The sequence below is a fragment of the Escherichia sp. MOD1-EC5990 genome (assembly GCF_002965285.1).
Classification (GTDB): domain Bacteria; phylum Pseudomonadota; class Gammaproteobacteria; order Enterobacterales; family Enterobacteriaceae; genus Escherichia; species Escherichia coli_F.
In genome coordinates this window covers 39,518-58,094 of record NZ_PTRV01000017.1, presented here as the reverse complement: position 1 = coordinate 58,094, position 18,577 = coordinate 39,518, and the positions used below count along the sequence as shown (strand labels likewise).

General features: G+C 48.7%; 17 protein-coding genes. 6 read left to right on the top strand and 11 right to left on the bottom strand.

All coding sequences use genetic code 11. The annotated features are described in order from the left end of the window. Window positions 1-124: 124 nt before the first annotated feature. Complete coding sequence (gene mgtA / locus BEB42_RS18320) at window positions 125-2,821, top strand: magnesium-translocating P-type ATPase (RefSeq protein WP_000471866.1); 2,697 nt, start codon at window positions 125-127, stop codon at window positions 2,819-2,821. 205 nt (window positions 2,822-3,026) lie between these two features. Here the strand turns inward: mgtA and ridA are convergent, their stop codons facing one another. The 6 genes from ridA to bdcA all read right to left on the bottom strand — a co-directional run bounded on the left by ridA (window position 3,027) and on the right by bdcA (window position 6,553). Beyond that, on the bottom strand, window positions 3,027-3,413 hold the full coding sequence (gene ridA, locus BEB42_RS18315; protein WP_000047539.1) for a 2-iminobutanoate/2-iminopropanoate deaminase: 387 nt from the start codon (window positions 3,411-3,413) through the stop codon (window positions 3,027-3,029). Between the two features lie 72 nt (window positions 3,414-3,485). Beyond that, window positions 3,486-3,947: an aspartate carbamoyltransferase regulatory subunit gene (gene pyrI / locus BEB42_RS18310; protein WP_000148581.1), complete on the bottom strand. Its 462-nt coding sequence runs from the start codon at window positions 3,945-3,947 to the stop codon at window positions 3,486-3,488. A gap of 12 nt (window positions 3,948-3,959) precedes the next feature. Then, window positions 3,960-4,895, bottom strand: a complete 936-nt coding sequence (gene pyrB / locus BEB42_RS18305; RefSeq protein ID WP_105267488.1) for an aspartate carbamoyltransferase — start codon at window positions 4,893-4,895, stop codon at window positions 3,960-3,962. A 3-nt stretch (window positions 4,896-4,898) separates the two neighbouring features. Beyond that, window positions 4,899-5,033, bottom strand: coding sequence for a pyr operon leader peptide (gene pyrL, locus BEB42_RS18300; protein ID WP_001296693.1), 135 nt, complete (start codon window positions 5,031-5,033; stop codon window positions 4,899-4,901). A gap of 280 nt (window positions 5,034-5,313) precedes the next feature. Further along, complete coding sequence (locus tag BEB42_RS18290; protein WP_000230281.1) at window positions 5,314-5,709, bottom strand: RidA family protein; 396 nt, start codon at window positions 5,707-5,709, stop codon at window positions 5,314-5,316. A gap of 130 nt (window positions 5,710-5,839) precedes the next feature. Continuing rightward, complete coding sequence (gene bdcA / locus BEB42_RS18285) at window positions 5,840-6,553, bottom strand: SDR family oxidoreductase (protein ID WP_000500687.1); 714 nt, start codon at window positions 6,551-6,553, stop codon at window positions 5,840-5,842. A gap of 70 nt (window positions 6,554-6,623) precedes the next feature. On the opposite strand from bdcA, the gene BEB42_RS18280 reads away from it, so the two are divergent. The 3 genes from BEB42_RS18280 to yjgL all read left to right on the top strand — a co-directional run bounded on the left by BEB42_RS18280 (window position 6,624) and on the right by yjgL (window position 9,781). Further along, window positions 6,624-7,217, top strand: coding sequence for a TetR/AcrR family transcriptional regulator (locus BEB42_RS18280; protein ID WP_028985727.1), 594 nt, complete (start codon window positions 6,624-6,626; stop codon window positions 7,215-7,217). A gap of 144 nt (window positions 7,218-7,361) precedes the next feature. Continuing rightward, the gene (tabA, locus tag BEB42_RS18275) at window positions 7,362-7,814 is read left to right on the top strand and encodes a toxin-antitoxin biofilm protein TabA (RefSeq protein WP_000583471.1); all 453 of its coding nucleotides are present in this window, start codon (window positions 7,362-7,364) and stop codon (window positions 7,812-7,814) included. A 122-nt stretch (window positions 7,815-7,936) separates the two neighbouring features. Further along, complete coding sequence (gene yjgL, locus BEB42_RS18270) at window positions 7,937-9,781, top strand: protein YjgL (RefSeq protein ID WP_105267487.1); 1,845 nt, start codon at window positions 7,937-7,939, stop codon at window positions 9,779-9,781. Window positions 9,782-9,836: 55 nt separating this feature from the next. Here yjgL and argF read toward each other — a convergent pair whose 3' ends face one another. Next, window positions 9,837-10,841, bottom strand: coding sequence for an ornithine carbamoyltransferase (gene argF / locus BEB42_RS18265; protein ID WP_000012907.1), 1,005 nt, complete (start codon window positions 10,839-10,841; stop codon window positions 9,837-9,839). Window positions 10,842-11,002: 161 nt separating this feature from the next. Between argF and rraB the strand changes: the two genes are divergently transcribed. Next, on the top strand, window positions 11,003-11,419 hold the full coding sequence (gene rraB, locus BEB42_RS18260) for a ribonuclease E inhibitor RraB (RefSeq protein WP_000002953.1): 417 nt from the start codon (window positions 11,003-11,005) through the stop codon (window positions 11,417-11,419). 45 nt (window positions 11,420-11,464) lie between these two features. Here rraB and BEB42_RS18255 read toward each other — a convergent pair whose 3' ends face one another. Beyond that, entirely contained in the window at window positions 11,465-11,968 is a 504-nt protein-coding gene (locus tag BEB42_RS18255; protein WP_001059398.1) for a GNAT family N-acetyltransferase, read from the bottom strand. Window positions 11,969-12,160: 192 nt separating this feature from the next. Here BEB42_RS18255 and BEB42_RS18250 point away from each other — a divergent pair, with 192 nt between their 5' ends. Further along, window positions 12,161-13,357 carry a YjgN family protein gene (locus BEB42_RS18250; protein WP_000079663.1) on the top strand — a complete coding sequence of 399 codons (1,197 nt, stop codon included), beginning with the start codon at window positions 12,161-12,163 and terminating at the stop codon, window positions 13,355-13,357. Window positions 13,358-13,412: 55 nt separating this feature from the next. On the opposite strand, the gene valS is transcribed toward BEB42_RS18250, so the two are convergent. The 3 genes from valS to pepA all read right to left on the bottom strand — a co-directional run bounded on the left by valS (window position 13,413) and on the right by pepA (window position 18,576). Then, entirely contained in the window at window positions 13,413-16,268 is a 2,856-nt protein-coding gene (gene valS, locus BEB42_RS18245) for a valine--tRNA ligase (RefSeq protein WP_028985670.1), read from the bottom strand. Further along, complete coding sequence (gene holC, locus BEB42_RS18240) at window positions 16,268-16,711, bottom strand: DNA polymerase III subunit chi (protein ID WP_000786399.1); 444 nt, start codon at window positions 16,709-16,711, stop codon at window positions 16,268-16,270. The genes valS and holC overlap by 1 nt, the downstream gene beginning before the upstream one ends. A gap of 353 nt (window positions 16,712-17,064) precedes the next feature. Continuing rightward, window positions 17,065-18,576 carry a leucyl aminopeptidase gene (gene pepA / locus BEB42_RS18235; RefSeq protein WP_000397144.1) on the bottom strand — a complete coding sequence of 504 codons (1,512 nt, stop codon included), beginning with the start codon at window positions 18,574-18,576 and terminating at the stop codon, window positions 17,065-17,067. Between the last annotated feature and the right edge of the window lies 1 nt (window position 18,577).

Sequence of the window (18,577 nt, the reverse complement as noted above, 5' to 3'; positions counted from 1 at the left end):
CGTTACCGGATGCGTAAGGCCGTGACGTTTTAACGTCCCTGCTCAGCTTTATTACCTTCAGGTAAGGCTTCGCCACGCCTGAAGACATTTCTGTACTGTTTCAGACAGTGCGGAGGGACTCCTTATGTTTAAAGAAATTTTTACCCGGCTCATTCGCCATTTACCTTCCCGTCTGGTTCATCGCGATCCATTGCCTGGCGCGCAGCAGACAGTGAATACGGCGGTCCCGCCGTCCTTAAGTGCGCATTGCCTGAAAATGGCGGTGATGCCCGAAGAAGAATTATGGAAAACGTTCGACACCCATCCGGAAGGGTTAAATCAGGCGGAAGTGGAATCTGCCCGCGAACAACATGGTGAAAATAAATTACCCGCACAACAACCGTCGCCGTGGTGGGTACATTTATGGGTCTGCTATCGCAACCCATTTAATATTTTACTCACCATTCTCGGCGCTATTTCTTACGCCACGGAAGATTTATTTGCCGCGGGCGTTATCGCGCTAATGGTCGCTATTTCTACGTTGCTGAACTTTATTCAGGAAGCACGTTCCACTAAAGCGGCAGATGCCCTGAAAGCGATGGTCAGCAATACTGCGACGGTGCTGCGCGTAATTAACGACAAAGGCGAAAATGGCTGGCTGGAGATCCCGATCGACCAGCTGGTGCCCGGCGATATTATAAAACTGGCGGCGGGAGATATGATCCCGGCAGATTTACGTATCTTGCAGGCGCGGGATCTGTTCGTCGCTCAGGCGTCGTTAACCGGTGAGTCTCTGCCCGTGGAAAAGGCCGCTACCACTCGCCAGCCGGAGCACAGCAATCCGCTGGAGTGCGACACCCTGTGTTTTATGGGCACCACCGTGGTGAGCGGCACGGCACAAGCAATGGTGATTGCTACAGGTGCCAATACCTGGTTTGGTCAACTGGCGGGGCGTGTTAGTGAGCAGGAAAGCGAGCCGAATGCCTTTCAGCAGGGGATCAGCCGCGTCAGTATGCTGCTGATTCGCTTTATGCTGGTGATGGCTCCAGTGGTGTTGCTTATCAACGGTTACACCAAAGGCGACTGGTGGGAAGCGGCACTGTTTGCGCTTTCGGTCGCGGTAGGCTTAACGCCGGAAATGTTGCCGATGATTGTTACCTCGACGCTGGCGCGCGGCGCAGTAAAGCTGTCGAAACAGAAAGTGATCGTCAAACATCTGGATGCTATTCAGAACTTTGGCGCAATGGATATTCTGTGCACTGATAAAACCGGCACCCTGACACAGGACAAAATTGTGCTGGAGAATCATACCGATATCTCCGGTAAAACCAGCGAACGCGTGCTGCATAGCGCGTGGTTGAACAGTCATTATCAGACCGGACTTAAAAACCTGCTCGATACAGCGGTGCTCGAAGGTACGGATGAAGAGTCAGCGCGCTCGCTGGCCAGCCGTTGGCAAAAAATTGATGAGATTCCGTTTGATTTCGAGCGTCGCCGGATGTCGGTGGTAGTGGCAGAAAATACCGAGCACCATCAGCTGGTTTGCAAAGGTGCATTGCAGGAAATCCTCAATGTGTGTTCGCAGGTGCGTCACAATGGCGAGATTGTGCCGCTCGATGACATCATGCTGCGTAAGATTAAGCGGGTTACTGATACGCTGAATCGTCAGGGGCTGCGCGTGGTTGCGGTGGCGACGAAATACCTGCCAGCGCGTGAAGGAGATTACCAGCGGGCGGATGAATCCGACCTGATCCTCGAAGGATATATTGCTTTCCTTGATCCGCCAAAAGAGACAACCGCTCCGGCACTGAAGGCATTAAAAGCGAGTGGCATTACCGTAAAAATCCTTACTGGCGACAGTGAGTTAGTTGCAGCGAAAGTGTGCCATGAAGTGGGGCTGGACGCGGGAGAGGTGGTCATTGGTAGTGATATTGAAACGCTATCTGACGACGAACTGGCAAATCTTGCACAGCGCACCACGCTGTTTGCCCGCCTGACGCCGATGCATAAAGAACGCATTGTGACCTTACTGAAGCGCGAAGGGCATGTGGTTGGCTTTATGGGCGATGGTATTAATGATGCGCCCGCCTTACGCGCTGCGGATATCGGCATTTCTGTGGACGGCGCGGTAGATATCGCCCGTGAAGCGGCTGATATCATCCTGCTGGAAAAAAGCCTGATGGTGCTGGAAGAGGGGGTTATTGAGGGACGTCGCACTTTCGCCAACATGCTGAAATACATCAAAATGACGGCGAGCTCTAACTTCGGTAATGTGTTCAGTGTGCTGGTGGCGAGTGCTTTCTTGCCCTTCCTGCCGATGTTGCCGTTACACTTGCTTATTCAGAACCTGCTGTATGATGTGTCACAGGTGGCGATCCCGTTTGATAACGTCGACGACGAGCAAATTCAAAAGCCGCAGCGTTGGAATCCGGCGGATCTGGGGCGCTTTATGATCTTCTTCGGACCGATCAGCTCGATCTTCGATATTCTGACGTTTTGCCTGATGTGGTGGGTATTCCATGCCAACACGCCGGAAACGCAAACGCTGTTCCAGTCGGGATGGTTTGTGGTGGGCTTACTGTCGCAAACGCTGATTGTGCATATGATCCGCACCCGCCGTGTGCCGTTTATTCAGAGCTGTGCATCGTGGCCGTTAATGATCATGACCGTGATCGTGATGATTGTCGGGATCGCATTGCCGTTTTCACCGCTGGCCAGTTATCTGCAATTACAGGCGCTGCCGTTAAGCTATTTCCCGTGGCTGGTTGCGATTCTGGCAGGGTATATGACATTAACCCAGTTGGTGAAAGGGTTCTATAGCCGTCGTTACGGCTGGCAATAAAGAATAAACTGGGCACGATAGCCCCGATTCAGATTGCAGACAAAGTAAGCTTTGTTCATGCCGGATGCGGCGTAAATGCCTTATCCGGCCAACAAATTCAATAAATTGCAGGAATCACGTAGGCCTGATAAGCGTAGCGCATCAGGCGATTTTGCGTTTGTCATCAGACTTAATCCGGGCATGATAGCCCGGATTTCCATCAAGATTAGCGACGAACAGCGATCGCTTCGATCTCAATCTTCACGTCTTTCGGCAGACGGGCGACTTCAACGCAAGAACGTGCCGGGAAGGTGGCGTTGTGTTCGGTGAAGAAGGCTTCGTAGGTAGCATTAACGGTAGCGAAGTCGTTCAGATCTTTCACAAACACGGTGGTTTTAACGATATCGCCCACTTTCAGGCCAGCGGCTTCGACAATCGCTTTTACGTTATCCAGCGACTGACGTGCCTGTGCAGCGACGTCTGCCGGTACTTCACCCGTTTTCGGATTTACCGGGATCTGACCGGAGGTGATGATCATATTGCCCAGATCAACGCCCTGTACGTAAGGACCGATAGCTGCCGGTGCATTTTCCGTCGCGATAGTTTTGCTCATGATTTCTCCTTTATTACAGCGGTAAAAAGTCTGGCTCATTATAGGGAGCCAGACTTTTATTACCAACCGCAATTAATTGGCCAGCACCACATTATGGGAAAACTCTTTTTCACAGTATTTGCATTTGAGCGCGATGTCATTGGCGCGTTTTCGCACGGCAAAGCTGGAAGAAACCGGTTCGGCATGGCTGATACAGTTGCTGTTCGGGCAGACCAGCACGTTGTCGATGCGCTCCGGCAGACTGGGGCGCGATTTACCCACCACTTCATAGTTGTCGATACGGTTAACCGTGGCTTGCGGTGCATACAATGCCAGTTGATCTACCTGATCTTCACTCAAAAAGGTATTTTCGATTTTGATCAGATCTTTGCGGCCCATCTCGCCAGAAGGCAGGTTCAGACCAATGGTGATCCGCTGATCCGTTTCGGTCAGCTTGAACAGACTCAACAGCTTAAAACCGATCTGGGCGGGGATATGGTCAATTACCGTGCCGCGTTTAATAGCTTCAACCTGCAATTTATTATCGTGTGTCATCTCTATTTCCCCTTACAGTACCAGATCGCGATTCAGAACCAGTGCCAGTAACGCCTGGCGAGCGAAAATCCCGTTGCCTGCCTGCTGGAAGTACCAGGCGTGTGGCGTTTTATCAACATCCGTCGCAATCTCATCAACACGCGGCAGCGGATGCAGCACTTTCATATTGGCTTTGGCGTTGTGGAGATCGCTGGCGCGAAGAACAAACTGCGCTTTCACGTTGGCGTACTCGGACGGGTCCAGACGCTCTTTTTGCACGCGGGTCATATACAGGATGTCTACTTCCGCCATCACTTCTTCAATAGAGCTGTGCAGACTCCAGGCGATCCCTTTTTCATCGAGCATATCAAGGATGTATTGCGGCATTGCCAGCGCGTCCGGCGCGATGAAGTAAAAACGGTTGCCGTCGAACTTCGCTAACGCCTGAGTCAGGGAGTGAACGGTGCGGCCATATTTCAGGTCACCAACCATTGCGACGTGGAGATTGTCCAGACGCCCCTGGGTTTCCTGAATGGTGAATAAGTCCAGCAAGGTTTGCGTCGGATGTTGGTTGGAGCCATCACCGGCATTCAGTACCGGTACATTGCCAGAAAATTCGGTGGCCAGGCGCGCCGCACCTTCCTGCGGATGACGCATCACTATCGCATCAACGTAAGTGCTGATAACCGAAATGGTATCGGCCAGCGTTTCGCCCTTTTTACCCAGTGATGTATTGGCGCTGTCGGAGAAGCCCACCACGCTGGCACCCAGGCGGTGCATGGAAGTTTCGAAAGAGAGGCGGGTACGGGTAGAGGCTTCGAAGAAACAGCTGGCAATGACTTTGTGCTTCAACAGCTCTGGTTGCGGGTTTGCTTTCAGTTTCGCCGCTGTCGCCAGCACCAGATTAAGGTCATCGCGACTAAGTTCGTTTATGGAAATGATATGTTTCTGATATAGCGGATTAGCCATCTTTTATCTCCTGACGCCTGGGCAAAAAAAAGCCCCTCGATTGAGGGGCTGGGAATGGGTGATCAACGGGAAGAAAAACGGCAGGCCAGCGTCTTTTTTCAGACGCGGTAAGACAAAATGTCGAACACACTGAACCATACATCCTCCCGGCAAATTGTCCGGCATTATACTCATCGTCAGAAGCGGCGCAAGCATTTGATGCAATATTTTGTCAGCGCAAACGGTTTATTTGAATTAAAAGTCAAAGTATATGCATTTTTATTTGATGTGATTCTGCAGGGGAACTGTCCTTCGGTATCAATAATTGCAGACATTCCCTGCTTTTTCCTTTTTCACTTTCACGCAATCAGATATGCATTTTATTCCATTCATCCGACTTATAGGGCGGAGTGTGAAAGCGAACGGCTAACACTATTGCTTACTGCTCAGGGATGCGCGCTATCACTTTAATTTCAAAATCAAAGCCTGCCAGCCATGTAACACCCACCGCCGTCCAGTTTGGATAAGGTGGGGCGCTAAATATTTCATTTTTCACCGTCATGATGTCTTCAAATTGGTTTTCTGGATCGGTATGGAAGCTCGTAACATCAATGATATCGTCAAAAGTGCATCCCGCAGCTGCCAGGGTCGCATGCAAATTATCAAATGCCAGTCTGACTTGTTGCTGAAAATCGGGTTCTGGTGTTCCGTCCTCTCGACTTCCTACTTGCCCGGAAACAAACAGCAAATCGCCGGAACGAATAGCCGCAGAATAACGATGCTCAGCATATAGTGAATGTCGGCCAGCAGGGAAAACAGCGGTTCTTTCTACCATTTGGTTATCCTCAAGATTTACGACATGAACAGAAGATTTCTCTTTACCGGGAGCCGCTTTTAGCGGACGACGTGAGTAAACAAAACCCAGACATCATGGATAATGGCTGGGCTTAATTGAGCGTAGTCGGTTATGCGCCAAACGCGCCATCAATGGTATGCATCGCGCCGGTAACAAAACTGGCTTCTGGCCCTGCTAACCATGCGACCATACCAGCGACCTCTTCCGGTTGCCCATGTCTTTTGATAGCCATCAAACTATGCAACATATCGCGCATTGGCCCGTTGGCGGGATTAGCGTCGGTATCAATTGGCCCTGGCTGGACGACGTTAATGGTGATCCCACGCGGTCCAAAATCACGGGCCAGCCCGCGCGCCATGCCTTGCAGGGCAGATTTGCTGGCGGCATAAGCAGCCATGCCTGCAACAGGCATACGATCGCCATTCACGGAGCCGATGATTAAGATGCGCCCGCCTTCGGGCATCTGCCGGGCGGCTTCAACAGAGGCATGATAAGGAGCATGAATATTGATTTTGAAAAGGCGATCAATATCGTCGGCATTTAATTCCAGGGCATCGCCAAAGACGCCAATACCTGCATTTACCACCAGGATATCCAATGCGCCGCTCTTACGAACGACATCAATGACAGCGTCTCTGTCAGCACTATCTGTAAATACTGCTGTCGCTCCAGTCTCTTGTGCCAGATGTTCAGCGGCATCTTTCGACCCCGCATAGGTGAATCGTACATTGGCCCCATCAGTGACGAAACGACGTACGATAGCGGCACCGATTCCACGACTGCCACCGAGGATGAGAACTGTCTTACCTGTAAAAGCGCCCATAAGGACTCCTTGATTTATTATGTAACATGCATTACAAAACTGTTTTAACTTTCTGTCAACAAGTTTTGTAATGGTCACTAAAAAACAATCTCGCGTTCTAGGTCGTCCCAGACGTTTCGCTCCTGAGCAGGCAGTCTCTGCGGCAAAAGTGCTTTTTCACCAAAAAGGTTTCGATGCTGTCAGTGTTGCTGAAGTTACTGATTATCTTGGTATTAACCCCCCGAGCCTCTACGCAGCTTTTGGCAGTAAAGCTGGGTTATTTAGCCGTGTACTCAATGAATATGTCGGTACGGAAGCTATTCCGCTTGCCGATATTCTTCGTGATGATCGTCCGGTAGGCGAGTGCCTGGTTGAGGTATTAAAAGAAGCGGCGCGCAGATATAGCCAAAACGGCGGCTGCGCTGGCTGTATGGTTCTTGAAGGTATTCATAGTCATGATCCACAAGCGCGTGATATTGCCGTTCAATATTATCACGCCGCAGAAACGACCATTTATGACTATATCGCCAGGCGGCATCCACAAAGCGCACAATGTGTGACTGATTTTATGAGTACCGTGATGTCAGGGCTTTCTGCGAAGGCACGGGAGGGGCACTCCATCGAACAACTCTGTGCAACAGCTGCACTGGCGGGGGAAGCGATAAAAACTATTCTCAAGGAGTGATGCTGGCCTTGACCCGAAAGGCGGGAACGCGCCTGCCGATAAGTTGTGATAAGACAATAATTCACGCGTTAAGGCTGGCGGAATTGATCATCTTTTCGTATAACGATAGAAATGAAACATTGTTTTAATTAAGGAGTGGAAAAGATGATCATCGGAAATATTCATAATCTTCAGCCGTGGCTACCCCAGGAGTTACGCCAGGCGATTGAGCATATCAAAGCACACGTTACGGCAGAAACGCCAAAGGGCAAGCACGATATCGAAGGCAATCGTCTGTTTTATCTTATCTCGGAAGATATGACCGAGCCGTACGAAGCTCGCCGTGCGGAGTACCATGCCCGCTATCTCGACATTCAGATTGTGTTAAAAGGTCAGGAAGGCATGACCTTCAGCACGCAACCTGCAGGTACGCCGGAGACCGACTGGTTAGCAGATAAAGACATCGCATTTTTGCCGGAAGGCGTTGATGAGAAAACAGTTATCCTAAATGAAGGTGATTTTGTTGTGTTTTATCCGGGGGAAGTGCATAAACCGCTGTGCGCAGTGGGTGCACCAGCCCAGGTTCGCAAAGCAGTAGTGAAGATGCTGATGGCGTGATGACTTTTCGCCGTAAATAACTCCAGGTTTACGGCGAGTTTGTGAAAAGAGCGTTTTTTGATATTTTTTTGTGAGTAAAATTTGTAATGCTTAGACGTTCTTATTAACTCAAGGAGTTCGTCATGAGCAAAATATCAGATTTGAATTATTCTCAACACATTACATTAGCCGACAATTTTAAACAAAAAAATGAAGCCTTAGATACCTGGTATGTGGGAATGAATGATTTTGCCCGAATTGCCGGGGGGCAGAATAGCAGAAGCAATATTCTTTCTCCTAGAGCATTTTTGGAGTTTTTGGCAAAGATATTTACCCTGGGTTATGTGGATTTTAGCAAACGCTCCAACGAAGCGGGTAGAAATATGATGGCTCATATTGAGTCCTCATCTTATTCTAAAGATACTGATGGCAATGAAAAAATGAAGTTTTACATGAATAATCCTGAAGGGGAGCGAGCGGATTTATCTAAGGTGAAGATAGAAATTACACTTGCCTCAGCTTCTACTAAAGGGATTCGTGAAGGACATACAGTCATTATATTTAAACAATCTGATGGTTCGACTAATCGTTATGAAGGGAAGTCTTTTGAAAGAAAAGATGATAGTTCATTACACCTGATTACTAACAAGGTTCTGGCGTGTTACCAACGCGAAGCTAACAAGGAAATAGCGCGTCTATTAAATAATCATCAGAAGTTAAATAATCATCAGAAGTTAAATAATATACAGGAGTTAAATGATTCGCAGGAGTTAAATAATTCGCAGGAGTTAAATAATTCGCAGGAGTTAAATAATTCGCAGGAGTTAAATAATTCGCAGGAGTTAAATAATTCGCAGGAGTTAAATAATTCGCAGGAGTTAAATAATTCGCAGGAGTTAAATAATTCGCAGGAGTTAAATGATTCTCAGGAGTTAAATAACTCGCAGGACTTAAATAATTCGCAGGTGAGTTGTAAAGGTTCAGTTGATTCTACGATTGCGGATTTATTAGAAAAACCATTGAATAATGCCTTATTATCAATAAGGAACGAACATCTGCTATTAATGCCTCATGTATGTAGTGAATCGATTTCATACTTACTGGGCGAAAATGGTATACTTGAAGAAATAGATAAGCTCTACGAATCAAATGATCACGGAATTGATAATCACAAAAAAGGTAACAATGAAATTAATGACATCATGATTAACCTGTCTCATATTCTTATTGATTCCTTAGATGATGCAAAGGTTAACCTTACACCGGTCATCGATTCGATGCTGGAGACTTTTTTAAAATTCCCATATATTTATGATTTAAGAATACTGGAGTGGTGCTTTAATAAAAGCATGCAATATTCTGATGATACAAAAAAGATAAAGCATGCATGCTCCGTAATAAATCATATTAATCTTCGCAGCGATCAGTCTAAAATAGCTGAGGCATTATTTTTCAATCTCGATAAAGAACCCTATAAAAATAGCCCTGAATTACAGGGGTTGATTTGGAATAAGTTGGTTGTATATGTCAATGATTTTAACTTAAGCAATCGAGAAAAAACATATTTAATACAAAGGATATTTAATAATGTTGAGTCTGTATTTAATAAAGTGCCTGTCAACATTTTAGTAAATGATATTTTCCTGAAGGATTTTTTTATGAAAAATCCTGAGATGATTAATTGGTATTTCCCTCAGTTACTTAATAGCTATGAGGGTGAAAAGATTTATTTTGATAAGTTGGGGTATGATTTTAATAATAAAGAGTCTAATGATGAGATTATGAAAAATCAACCAAATGATGTTATTAATGAAAAAATTAATAATGAATTAAAACTTAGGTTTAGAATGATGCAAACTATCTTGAAATCGAGAGTTAATGTATTACCATATATTAATGAACAGCGTTTAAATAAACTAAATCCACCGGAAAATTTACGTATAGCAATAGAAAAATTTGGGTGGAATAATAAACCTATCACTGCATAAAATAATGTGATGCCGGGATGGTTTGTATTTCCCGGCATCTTTATAACAATATCAATTATTTACTGAGCGTCGCGACCATCACCGCTTTGATGGTATGCATGCGGTTTTCCGCCTGATCAAAAACAATGCTGGCGGCAGATTCGAAGACCTCATCAGTCACTTCCATTCCGCCATGTAGGCCAAACTCTTCCGCCATTTTCTTACCAAGCGTCGTCTGGTCGTCATGAAAAGCGGGCAGGCAGTGGAGGAATTTGACCTCCGGGTTACCGGTCAACTGCATCATCTTGCTGTTCACCTGATAATCACGCAGTAATGCAATCCGTTCTGCCCATTTCTCTTTTGCTTCCCCCATCGACACCCACACATCGGTATAGATAAAGTCAGCACCTTCTACTCCCTTGGCTACATCTTCCGTTAGCGTAATATTCCCGCCATTTTGCTGTGCCAGAGCGCGGCATTCCGTAACCAGCGCAGCTTCCGGCCAGCATGCCTGTGGCGCGACCAGACGCAAATCCAGACCGGTAAGCGCCGCAGCTTCGAGCATCGAATTGCCCATGTTGTTACGTGCGTCACCTGCATAGACCAGCGTCATTTCGTTGAATGCTTTACCGGGTAAATGCTCCTGCATGGTGAGGAGATCCGCCAGCAACTGCGTGGGGTGAAACTCATTGGTCAGGCCGTTCCATACCGGCACGCCAGCGTATTCCGCCAGTGTTTCGACAATCTCCTGACCATAGCCGCGATACTGAATACCGTCATACATGCGACCCAGCACGCGGGCAGTGTCTTTAATCGACTCTTTATGACCAATCTGACTGCCGCTTGGGCCGAGATAAGTAACGCGAGCACCCTGGTCATATGCGGCAACTTCGAAAGAGCATCGGGTACGGGTCGAGTCTTTTTCGAAGATGAGCGCGATGTTTTTACCAGTGAGTTTGGCTTCTTCTTTGCCGCTTTTCTTATCGGCTTTCAGCTTCGCGGCTAACTGCAGCAGGCTGTTGAGTTCAGCTGGCGTGAAATCGAGTAATTTCAGGAAATGCTTATGATAAAACCCGGACATAGATCCCTCCTGTGGCTAACGCCTCAATGAATTAAAATTCAATTTATATGGATGATTATTCATTTGCAAGTCTAAAGCATAAATCTTTGTCACAAAGGTGGAGGCAATGCCAGTGGTGTGTGACAATATGAGTATCGGCAGGACATTAAGAGGAATGAGCCATGGCAAACCCGGAACAACTGGAAGAACAGCGTGAAGAAACACGTTTGATTATTGAAGAATTACTGGAAGATGGCAGCGATCCGGACGCGCTGTATACCATCGAACACCATCTTTCCGCAGACGATCTGGAAACCCTGGAAAAAGCAGCAGTTGAAGCGTTTAAACTCGGTTACGAAGTGACCGATCCAGAAGAGCTGGAAGTTGAAGATGGTGATATCGTGATTTGCTGCGACATCCTCAGCGAGTGCGCGTTGAATGCCGATCTGATCGATGCCCAGGTTGAACAACTGATGACGCTGGCGGAGAAATTTGACGTTGAGTACGACGGTTGGGGCACTTACTTTGAAGATCCCAACGGCGAAGACGGCGACGATGAAGATTTTGTCGATGAAGACGATGACGGGGTTCGCCACTAATTAATTGATTAAAATGCCCGATAGCACACACTAGCGGGCATTTTTTTAGAGTTCGCGTAGCATCCGCACTTCACAATCGACATGGCCCGTGCAGCCAAGCGCATAGTCGATATGCTCAAAGCCCAAATGCTCATAAAGCGCAATGGCTTCCTTTAAAAAAGCGGTCGTTTCCAGATAGCAGCGTTTGAAGCCCATTTCTCGTGCCTGCTCCATCGCCATTAAGGCCAGTTTTTTCGCCAGCCCTTTACCGCGAATAGCCGGAAGAAAATACATCTTTTGCAGTTCGCAAATGTCCGATTCACTACCTGCTAATGGCGCAATCCCACCGCCGCCGACCACTTCACCCTCGTACTCAACCACCCAATATGCATGACCCGGCTGACTATACACTTGATACAGCTCGTCAAGATTCGGATCGGCGACGGTGTAGCCTTTATCAGCGGTAAGACCGTATTCGGCGGATACCTGACGAATGACGCGGGCGATAGCAGGATTATCCTGCAACGTCAGGCGACGCATTACAGGTGATTGCGGCGCAATGTTATTCATAGTTTAACCCAATAAAAATAAAGTAATTATACATTTGTTTAATACCACTCTCTTCTTACGTGCGCAAGCATCTTATAAAGCAATAAAGTTTTTGCCAGCCTATTACTGATAAGAGTATTGTAACGTGGCAGAACATTTTACTGTCTGTATCTATAAATTATATCAATGGATTTTTTAATTCAGGGAATTTTTATGGCTCAAGTTATTAATGAAATGGATGTTCCGTCCCATTCGTTTGTTTTTCATGGTACAGGTGAGAGATATTTTCTTATTTGTGTGGTGAATGTGTTGTTAACGATTATAACGCTAGGTATCTATTTACCATGGGCATTAATGAAATGTAAGCGTTATCTCTATGCTAATATGGAAGTTAACGGACAACGATTTTCTTATGGAATTACTGGTGGGAATGTTTTTGTTAGTTGTCTTGTTTTTGTTTTTTTCTATTTCGCAATCTTAATGACAGTGTCAGCAGATATGCCGCTTGTTGGCTGTGTTTTGACTTTGTCACTGTTGGTTTTGCTTATATTTATGGCAGCAAAAGGACTGCGTTATCAGGCCTTGATGACCAGTCTCAACGGCGTAAGATTTAGTTTTAATTGCTCTTTGAAAGGGTTCTGGTGGGTAACCTTTTTCTTGCCGATTTTAATGGCCATTGGGATGGGGACTGTTTTCTTTATCTCGACAAAGATGCTACATGCCAATAGTTCAAGTAGTGTTATTATGTCTGTGGTTCTGATGGCAATAGTTGGTATTGTTTCCATTGGTATTTTTAATGGTACTTTATATAGCCTGGTAATGAGTTTTCTCTGGAGCAATACCAGTTTCGGTATACATCGTTTCAAGGTGAAATTAGATACTACGTATTGTATAAAATATGCTATTCTCGCATTTTTAGCTTTATTACCTTTTCTCGCTGTTGCTGGTTATATTATCTTCGATCAAATATTAAATGAGTATGATAGTTCTGTGTATGCAAATGATGATATTGAGAATTTACAGCAATTTATGGAAATGCAGCGTAAAATGATAATCGCGCAGTTAATCTATTATTTTGGGATTGCTGTTAGCACCAGTTATTTAACGGTGTCGTTGCGAAATCATTTTATGAGCAACCTGTCACTGAATGATGGGCGTATTCGTTTTCGCTCAACTTTAACATACCACGGTATGCTTTATCGCATGTGTGCGTTGGTGGTGATATCCGGGATTACGGGCGGTCTGGCTTATCCACTGCTGAAAATATGGATGATTGACTGGCAGGCAAAAAATACGTATTTGCTGGGCGATTTGGATGACCTTCCTTTAATCAATAAAGAAGAACAACCAGATAAAGGCTTCTTAGCCAGTATTTCACGGGGAATTATGCCTTCTTTACCATTTCTGTAAGAGATAAAAAAGGCCGGAGCATGCTCCGGCCTTCGTTTTCATCACTGTGTTTTGATTACAGCGCGGCGATAACAGCCTGCTGTTCAATCAGCTTCGCTTTCGCTTCCGCATAGCCTTCCAGCTTCTCACGCTCTTTCGCGATGACCGCTTCCGGTGCGCGGGCGACAAAGCCTTCATTCGCCAGCTTGTTCTCGATACGGCTGATTTCGCCTTCGATCTTCGCCACTTCTTTCGCCAGACGCGCCAGCTCATCTTCTTTGTTGATGAGGCCAGCCATCGGGATCAGCAGCTCTGCGCCGTCGATGATCTTCGTAACGGAAACCGGACCTTTGTCATCGGCAGGCAGCACGGTGATGCTTTCCAGACGCGCCAGGGTTTGCAGGAAGCCACGGTTTTCATTTACGCGACGTTCTGCATCCGCGCTGCAACCACGCAGCAGCAGCTCCAGCGGTTTGCCCGGGGCGATGTTCATTTCTGCACGGATGTTACGTACCGCAACGATCGCCTGTTTCAGCCACTCGGTGTCGGCCAGCGCCGCTTCATCAACCTGAGACGCATCATACTGCGGGAACGGCTGCAGCATGATGGTGTCGGCAGTGATACCGCAAAGTACTTTCACACGCTGCCAGATGGTTTCGGTGATGAACGGAATGATCGGATGCGCGAGGCGCAGCAGACCTTCCAGTACAGTCACCAGCGTATGGCGAGTACCGCGCAGTTCGGCGTCTGTTCCACCATTCATTACCGGCTTGGTCAGCTCCAGATACCAGTCACAGAACTGGTTCCAGGTGAATTCATACAGAATGCCTGCGGCAATATCGAAACGGAAGCTGTCCAGCGCTTCGCGGTACGCTTTGATGGTCTGGTTGAACTCTGCCAGAATCCAGCGATCCGCCAGCGACAGCGTCATTTCACCGCCGTTAAAGCCGCAATCCTGACCTTCTGTGTTCATCAGCACAAAGCGGCTGGCGTTCCACAGCTTGTTACAGAAGTTACGGTAACCTTCCAGGCGTTTCATATCCCAGTTGATGTCACGACCGGTAGACGCCAGCGCCGCCAGGGTGAAGCGCAGGGCATCGGTGCCGTGCGGCTCAATGCCGTTCGGGAACTGTTTCTCGGTGCGCTTACGGATTTTGTCCGCCAGCTGCGGCTGCATCATATTGCCGGTACGTTTCTCCAGCAGTTCCGGCAGCGAAATACCGTCAACCATATCCAGCGGGTCAATAACGTTACCCTTGGATTTGGACATCTTCTGGCCTTCGTCATCACGAATCAGGCCGGTCATGTAAACGGTGTGGAACGGCACCTGCGGTTTGCCATTTTCATCTTTGATGAAGTGCATGGTCATCATGATCATGCGGGCAATCCAGAAGAAAATGATGTCGAAACCAGATACCATCACGCTGGTTGGGTGGAACTGACGCAGGGCGTCGGTATTTTCCGGCCAGCCAAGGGTAGAGAAGGTCCACAGCGCAGAAGAGAACCAGGTATCGAGAACGTCTTCGTCCTGACGCAGGACAACATCAGCACCGAGGTTATTTTCTTTACGCACTTCGTCTTCGTTGCGGCCAACATAAACGTTACCCGCTTCGTCATACCATGCCGGGATACGGTGACCCCACCACAACTGACGAGAGATACACCAGTCCTGAATATCGCGCATCCAGGAGAAGTACATGTTTTCGTACTGCTTCGGTACGAACTGAATGTCGCCGTTCTCAACCGCTTCAACCGCCGGTTTCGCCAGGACATCGGCACGCACGTACCACTGGTCGGTCAGCATTGGTTCGATAACTACGCCGCCACGGTCGCCGTAAGGAACGGTCAGGTCGTGCGGTTTAATTTCTTCCAGCAGGCCAAGCGCGTCAACTGCGGCAACGACTGCTTTACGTGCAGCAAAACGCTCCAGTTTCTGGAACTCTGCAGGGATTTCGCTGGAATAAACGTCAGATTCGTTACCTTTGGTATCGAACACCTGGGCGCTTTCACGGATATCGCCGTCAAAGGTCAGGATGTTGATCATCGGCAGGGCGTGACGTTTACCCACTTCATAGTCGTTAAAGTCGTGCGCCGGAGTGATTTTCACGCAGCCGGTGCCTTTTTCCATGTCGGCGTGTTCGTCGCCAACGATCGGAATACGACGGTTAACCAGCGGCAGAATGACATATTTGCCAATCAGATCTTTGTAACGCGGATCTTCCGGGTTAACGGCTACGCCAGTATCGCCCAGCAGGGTTTCTGGACGGGTAGTCGCGACCACCAGATAATCTTTACCGTCTGCGGTTTTCGCACCGTCAGCCAGCGGATAGCGGATGTGCCACATCGAACCTTTCGATTCGCGGTTTTCGACTTCCAGGTCAGAGATAGCGGTGCGCAGTTTCGGATCCCAGTTTACCAGGCGTTTGCCACGGTAAATCAGGTCTTCTTTATACAGACGAACGAAAACTTCTTTCACCGCATTGGACAGGCCTTCGTCCATGGTGAAGCGTTCACGCTCCCAGTCGACGGAGTTGCCGAGACGGCGCATCTGACGGGTAATCGTGCCGCCGGATTCCGCTTTCCATTCCCAAATTTTGTCGATGAAAGCTTCGCGGCCGTAGTCGTGACGGGTTTTACCTTCTTCTGCGGCAATCTTGCGCTCAACGACCATCTGGGTAGCGATCCCGGCGTGGTCAGTACCGACCTGCCACAGGGTGTTTTTGCCCTGCATGCGCTGATAGCGGATCATGGTATCCATGATGGTTTGCTGGAAGGCGTGACCCATATGCAAACTGCCGGTGACGTTCGGCGGCGGGATCATGATGCAGAAACTTTCCTGGCTTTCATCGCCATTAGGCTTAAAGTAGCCCTGCTTTTCCCAGTGCTCGTAAAGCGGCTGTTCGATATCTTGTGGGTTGTATGTCTTTTCCATTATTTCCAGGTTGCCGTATTCAGGTTGAAACCAGCCACGCGGTAGGCTTTATAGCGTTCGCGCGCCAGTTGTTTCAGAGAATCTTCATAAGGAACGAAGTCTACCACTTCTGTGAAAGCGGTGGCAAAATCTGCAAAGCTTGTTCGCAGACTAATCAATATATCGCGCGGGCTGCTGCTGCGTTTTTGCGGCCAGGCGATCTCCACCGGCGCACCGCCGCGCGGTCCTTCTCCCGCTAAATTATGCGGAACAAAGCTTTCTGCCGGACGCGCCCACAGGGCTTCATCCAGCCGGTAAGCCTGCTTTTCATCTTCACAGGCGATGAGCACGCGCTTACCGCTGCGCCAACGTTCTGCGGCAATTTCACACACCAGTTGCTCAACGGCGCTTAAGCCATCGACGGTGGTGTCATTGTCCAGAAGGTAGAACGTCGCGTTTTTCATAAATGGGGCTTCTTGTGGTGGATTTAAATACGCATCAGGTATACACCGCAGCGCCTGATGCGACGCTGTTGTGTCTTATCAGGCCTACGAGTTCAGTGCTGTGTGTAGGTCGGATAAGGCGCTCACGCCGCATCCGACAATAACAGCATTGCCTGATGCGACGCTGCCGCGTCTTATCAGGCTTACGAGTTCGGTGCTGTGTAGGTCGGATAAGGCGTTCATGCCGCATCCGACAATAACAGCATTGCCTGATGCGACGCTGTTGTGTCTTATCAGGCCTACGAGTTCAGTGCTGTGTAGGTCGGATAAGGCGTTCACGCCGCATCCGGCAATAACAGCCTTGCCTGACGCAATTACTCTTCGCCGTTAAACCCAGCGCGGTTTAACAGGAACTGTGCCAGCAACGCTACCGGACGACCGGTGGCGCCTTTTGCTTTACCAGAACGCCAGGCGGTACCGGCGATATCCAGGTGCGCCCAGTTGTACTTACGGGTAAAGCGTGACAGGAAGCAACCTGCGGTAATCGCCCCACCAGGACGACCGCCAATGTTCGCCATATCGGCAAAATTGGACTCCAGTTGTTCCTGATACTCGTCACCCAGCGGTAAGCGCCATGCGCGGTCACCGGATTGTTCAGACGCGGCAATCAGTTCATGGGCCAGCGGATTATGGTTCGCCATCAGACCAGTAATATGATGACCCAGCGCGATCACGCAGGCACCGGTCAGCGTCGCCACGTCAATCACCGCTTCCGGCTCAAAACGCTCAACGTAAGTTAACACGTCGCACAGTACCAGGCGGCCTTCAGCGTCGGTGTTCAGCACTTCAACGGTTTGACCGGACATGGTGGTTAACACATCGCCCGGACGATAGGCTCGTCCGCCAGGCATGTTTTCGCAGCCTGCCAACACGCCGATAACGTTAATCGGCAGTTGTAGCTCCGCGACCATCCGCATCACGCCGTAAACCGCTGCCGCACCGCACATATCGTACTTCATCTCATCCATGCCTTCTGAAGGCTTGATCGAGATACCGCCGGAGTCGAAGGTTAAACCTTTACCCACCAGCACGATTGGGCGTGCATCTTCCGACGCGTTGCCTTTGTACTCAATCACCGACATCAGCGATTCGTTTTGCGAACCCTGACCGACCGCCAGATAGGAATGCATCCCCAGCTCTTTCATCTGCTGTTCGCCGATAACGCGGGTGATGACATTCTTGCTGTAGCTGTCAGCCAGCTGGCGCGCTTGTGAAGCGAGGTAAGCGGCGTTACAGATATTCGGCGGCATATTGCCGAGATCTTTTGCTGCTTTAATCCCGGCGGCAATCGCCAGACCGTGCTGGATCGCGCGCTCACCGCTGGTCAGTTCACGGCGGGTCGGCACGTTGAACACCATCTTACGCAGCGGACGACGCGGTTCGCTCTTGTTCGTTTTCAGCTGATCGAAACTGTAGAGCGTCTCTTTTGCCGTCTCGACAGCCTGACGCACTTTCCAGTAGTTGTTACGGCCTTTAACGTGCAGTTCAGTCAGAAAGCAGACCGCTTCCATTGAGCCAGTATCATTCAGCGTATTAATGGTTTTCTGAATGACTTGTTTGTACTGACGCTCATCCAGCTCACGTTCTTTGCCGCAACCAATAAGGAGAATTCGCTCGGAAAGTACATTCGGAACATGGTGCAGCAACAATGTCTGCCCCGGTTTTCCTTCCAGTTCGCCCCGACGTAGCAGGGCGCTGATGTACCCATCGCTGATTTTATCGAGCTGTTCTGCAATCGGAGAAAGGCGACGTGGTTCGAAGACGCCCACGACGATGCAGGCACTCCGCTGTTTCTCCGGGCTACCGCTTTTTACACTAAACTCCATG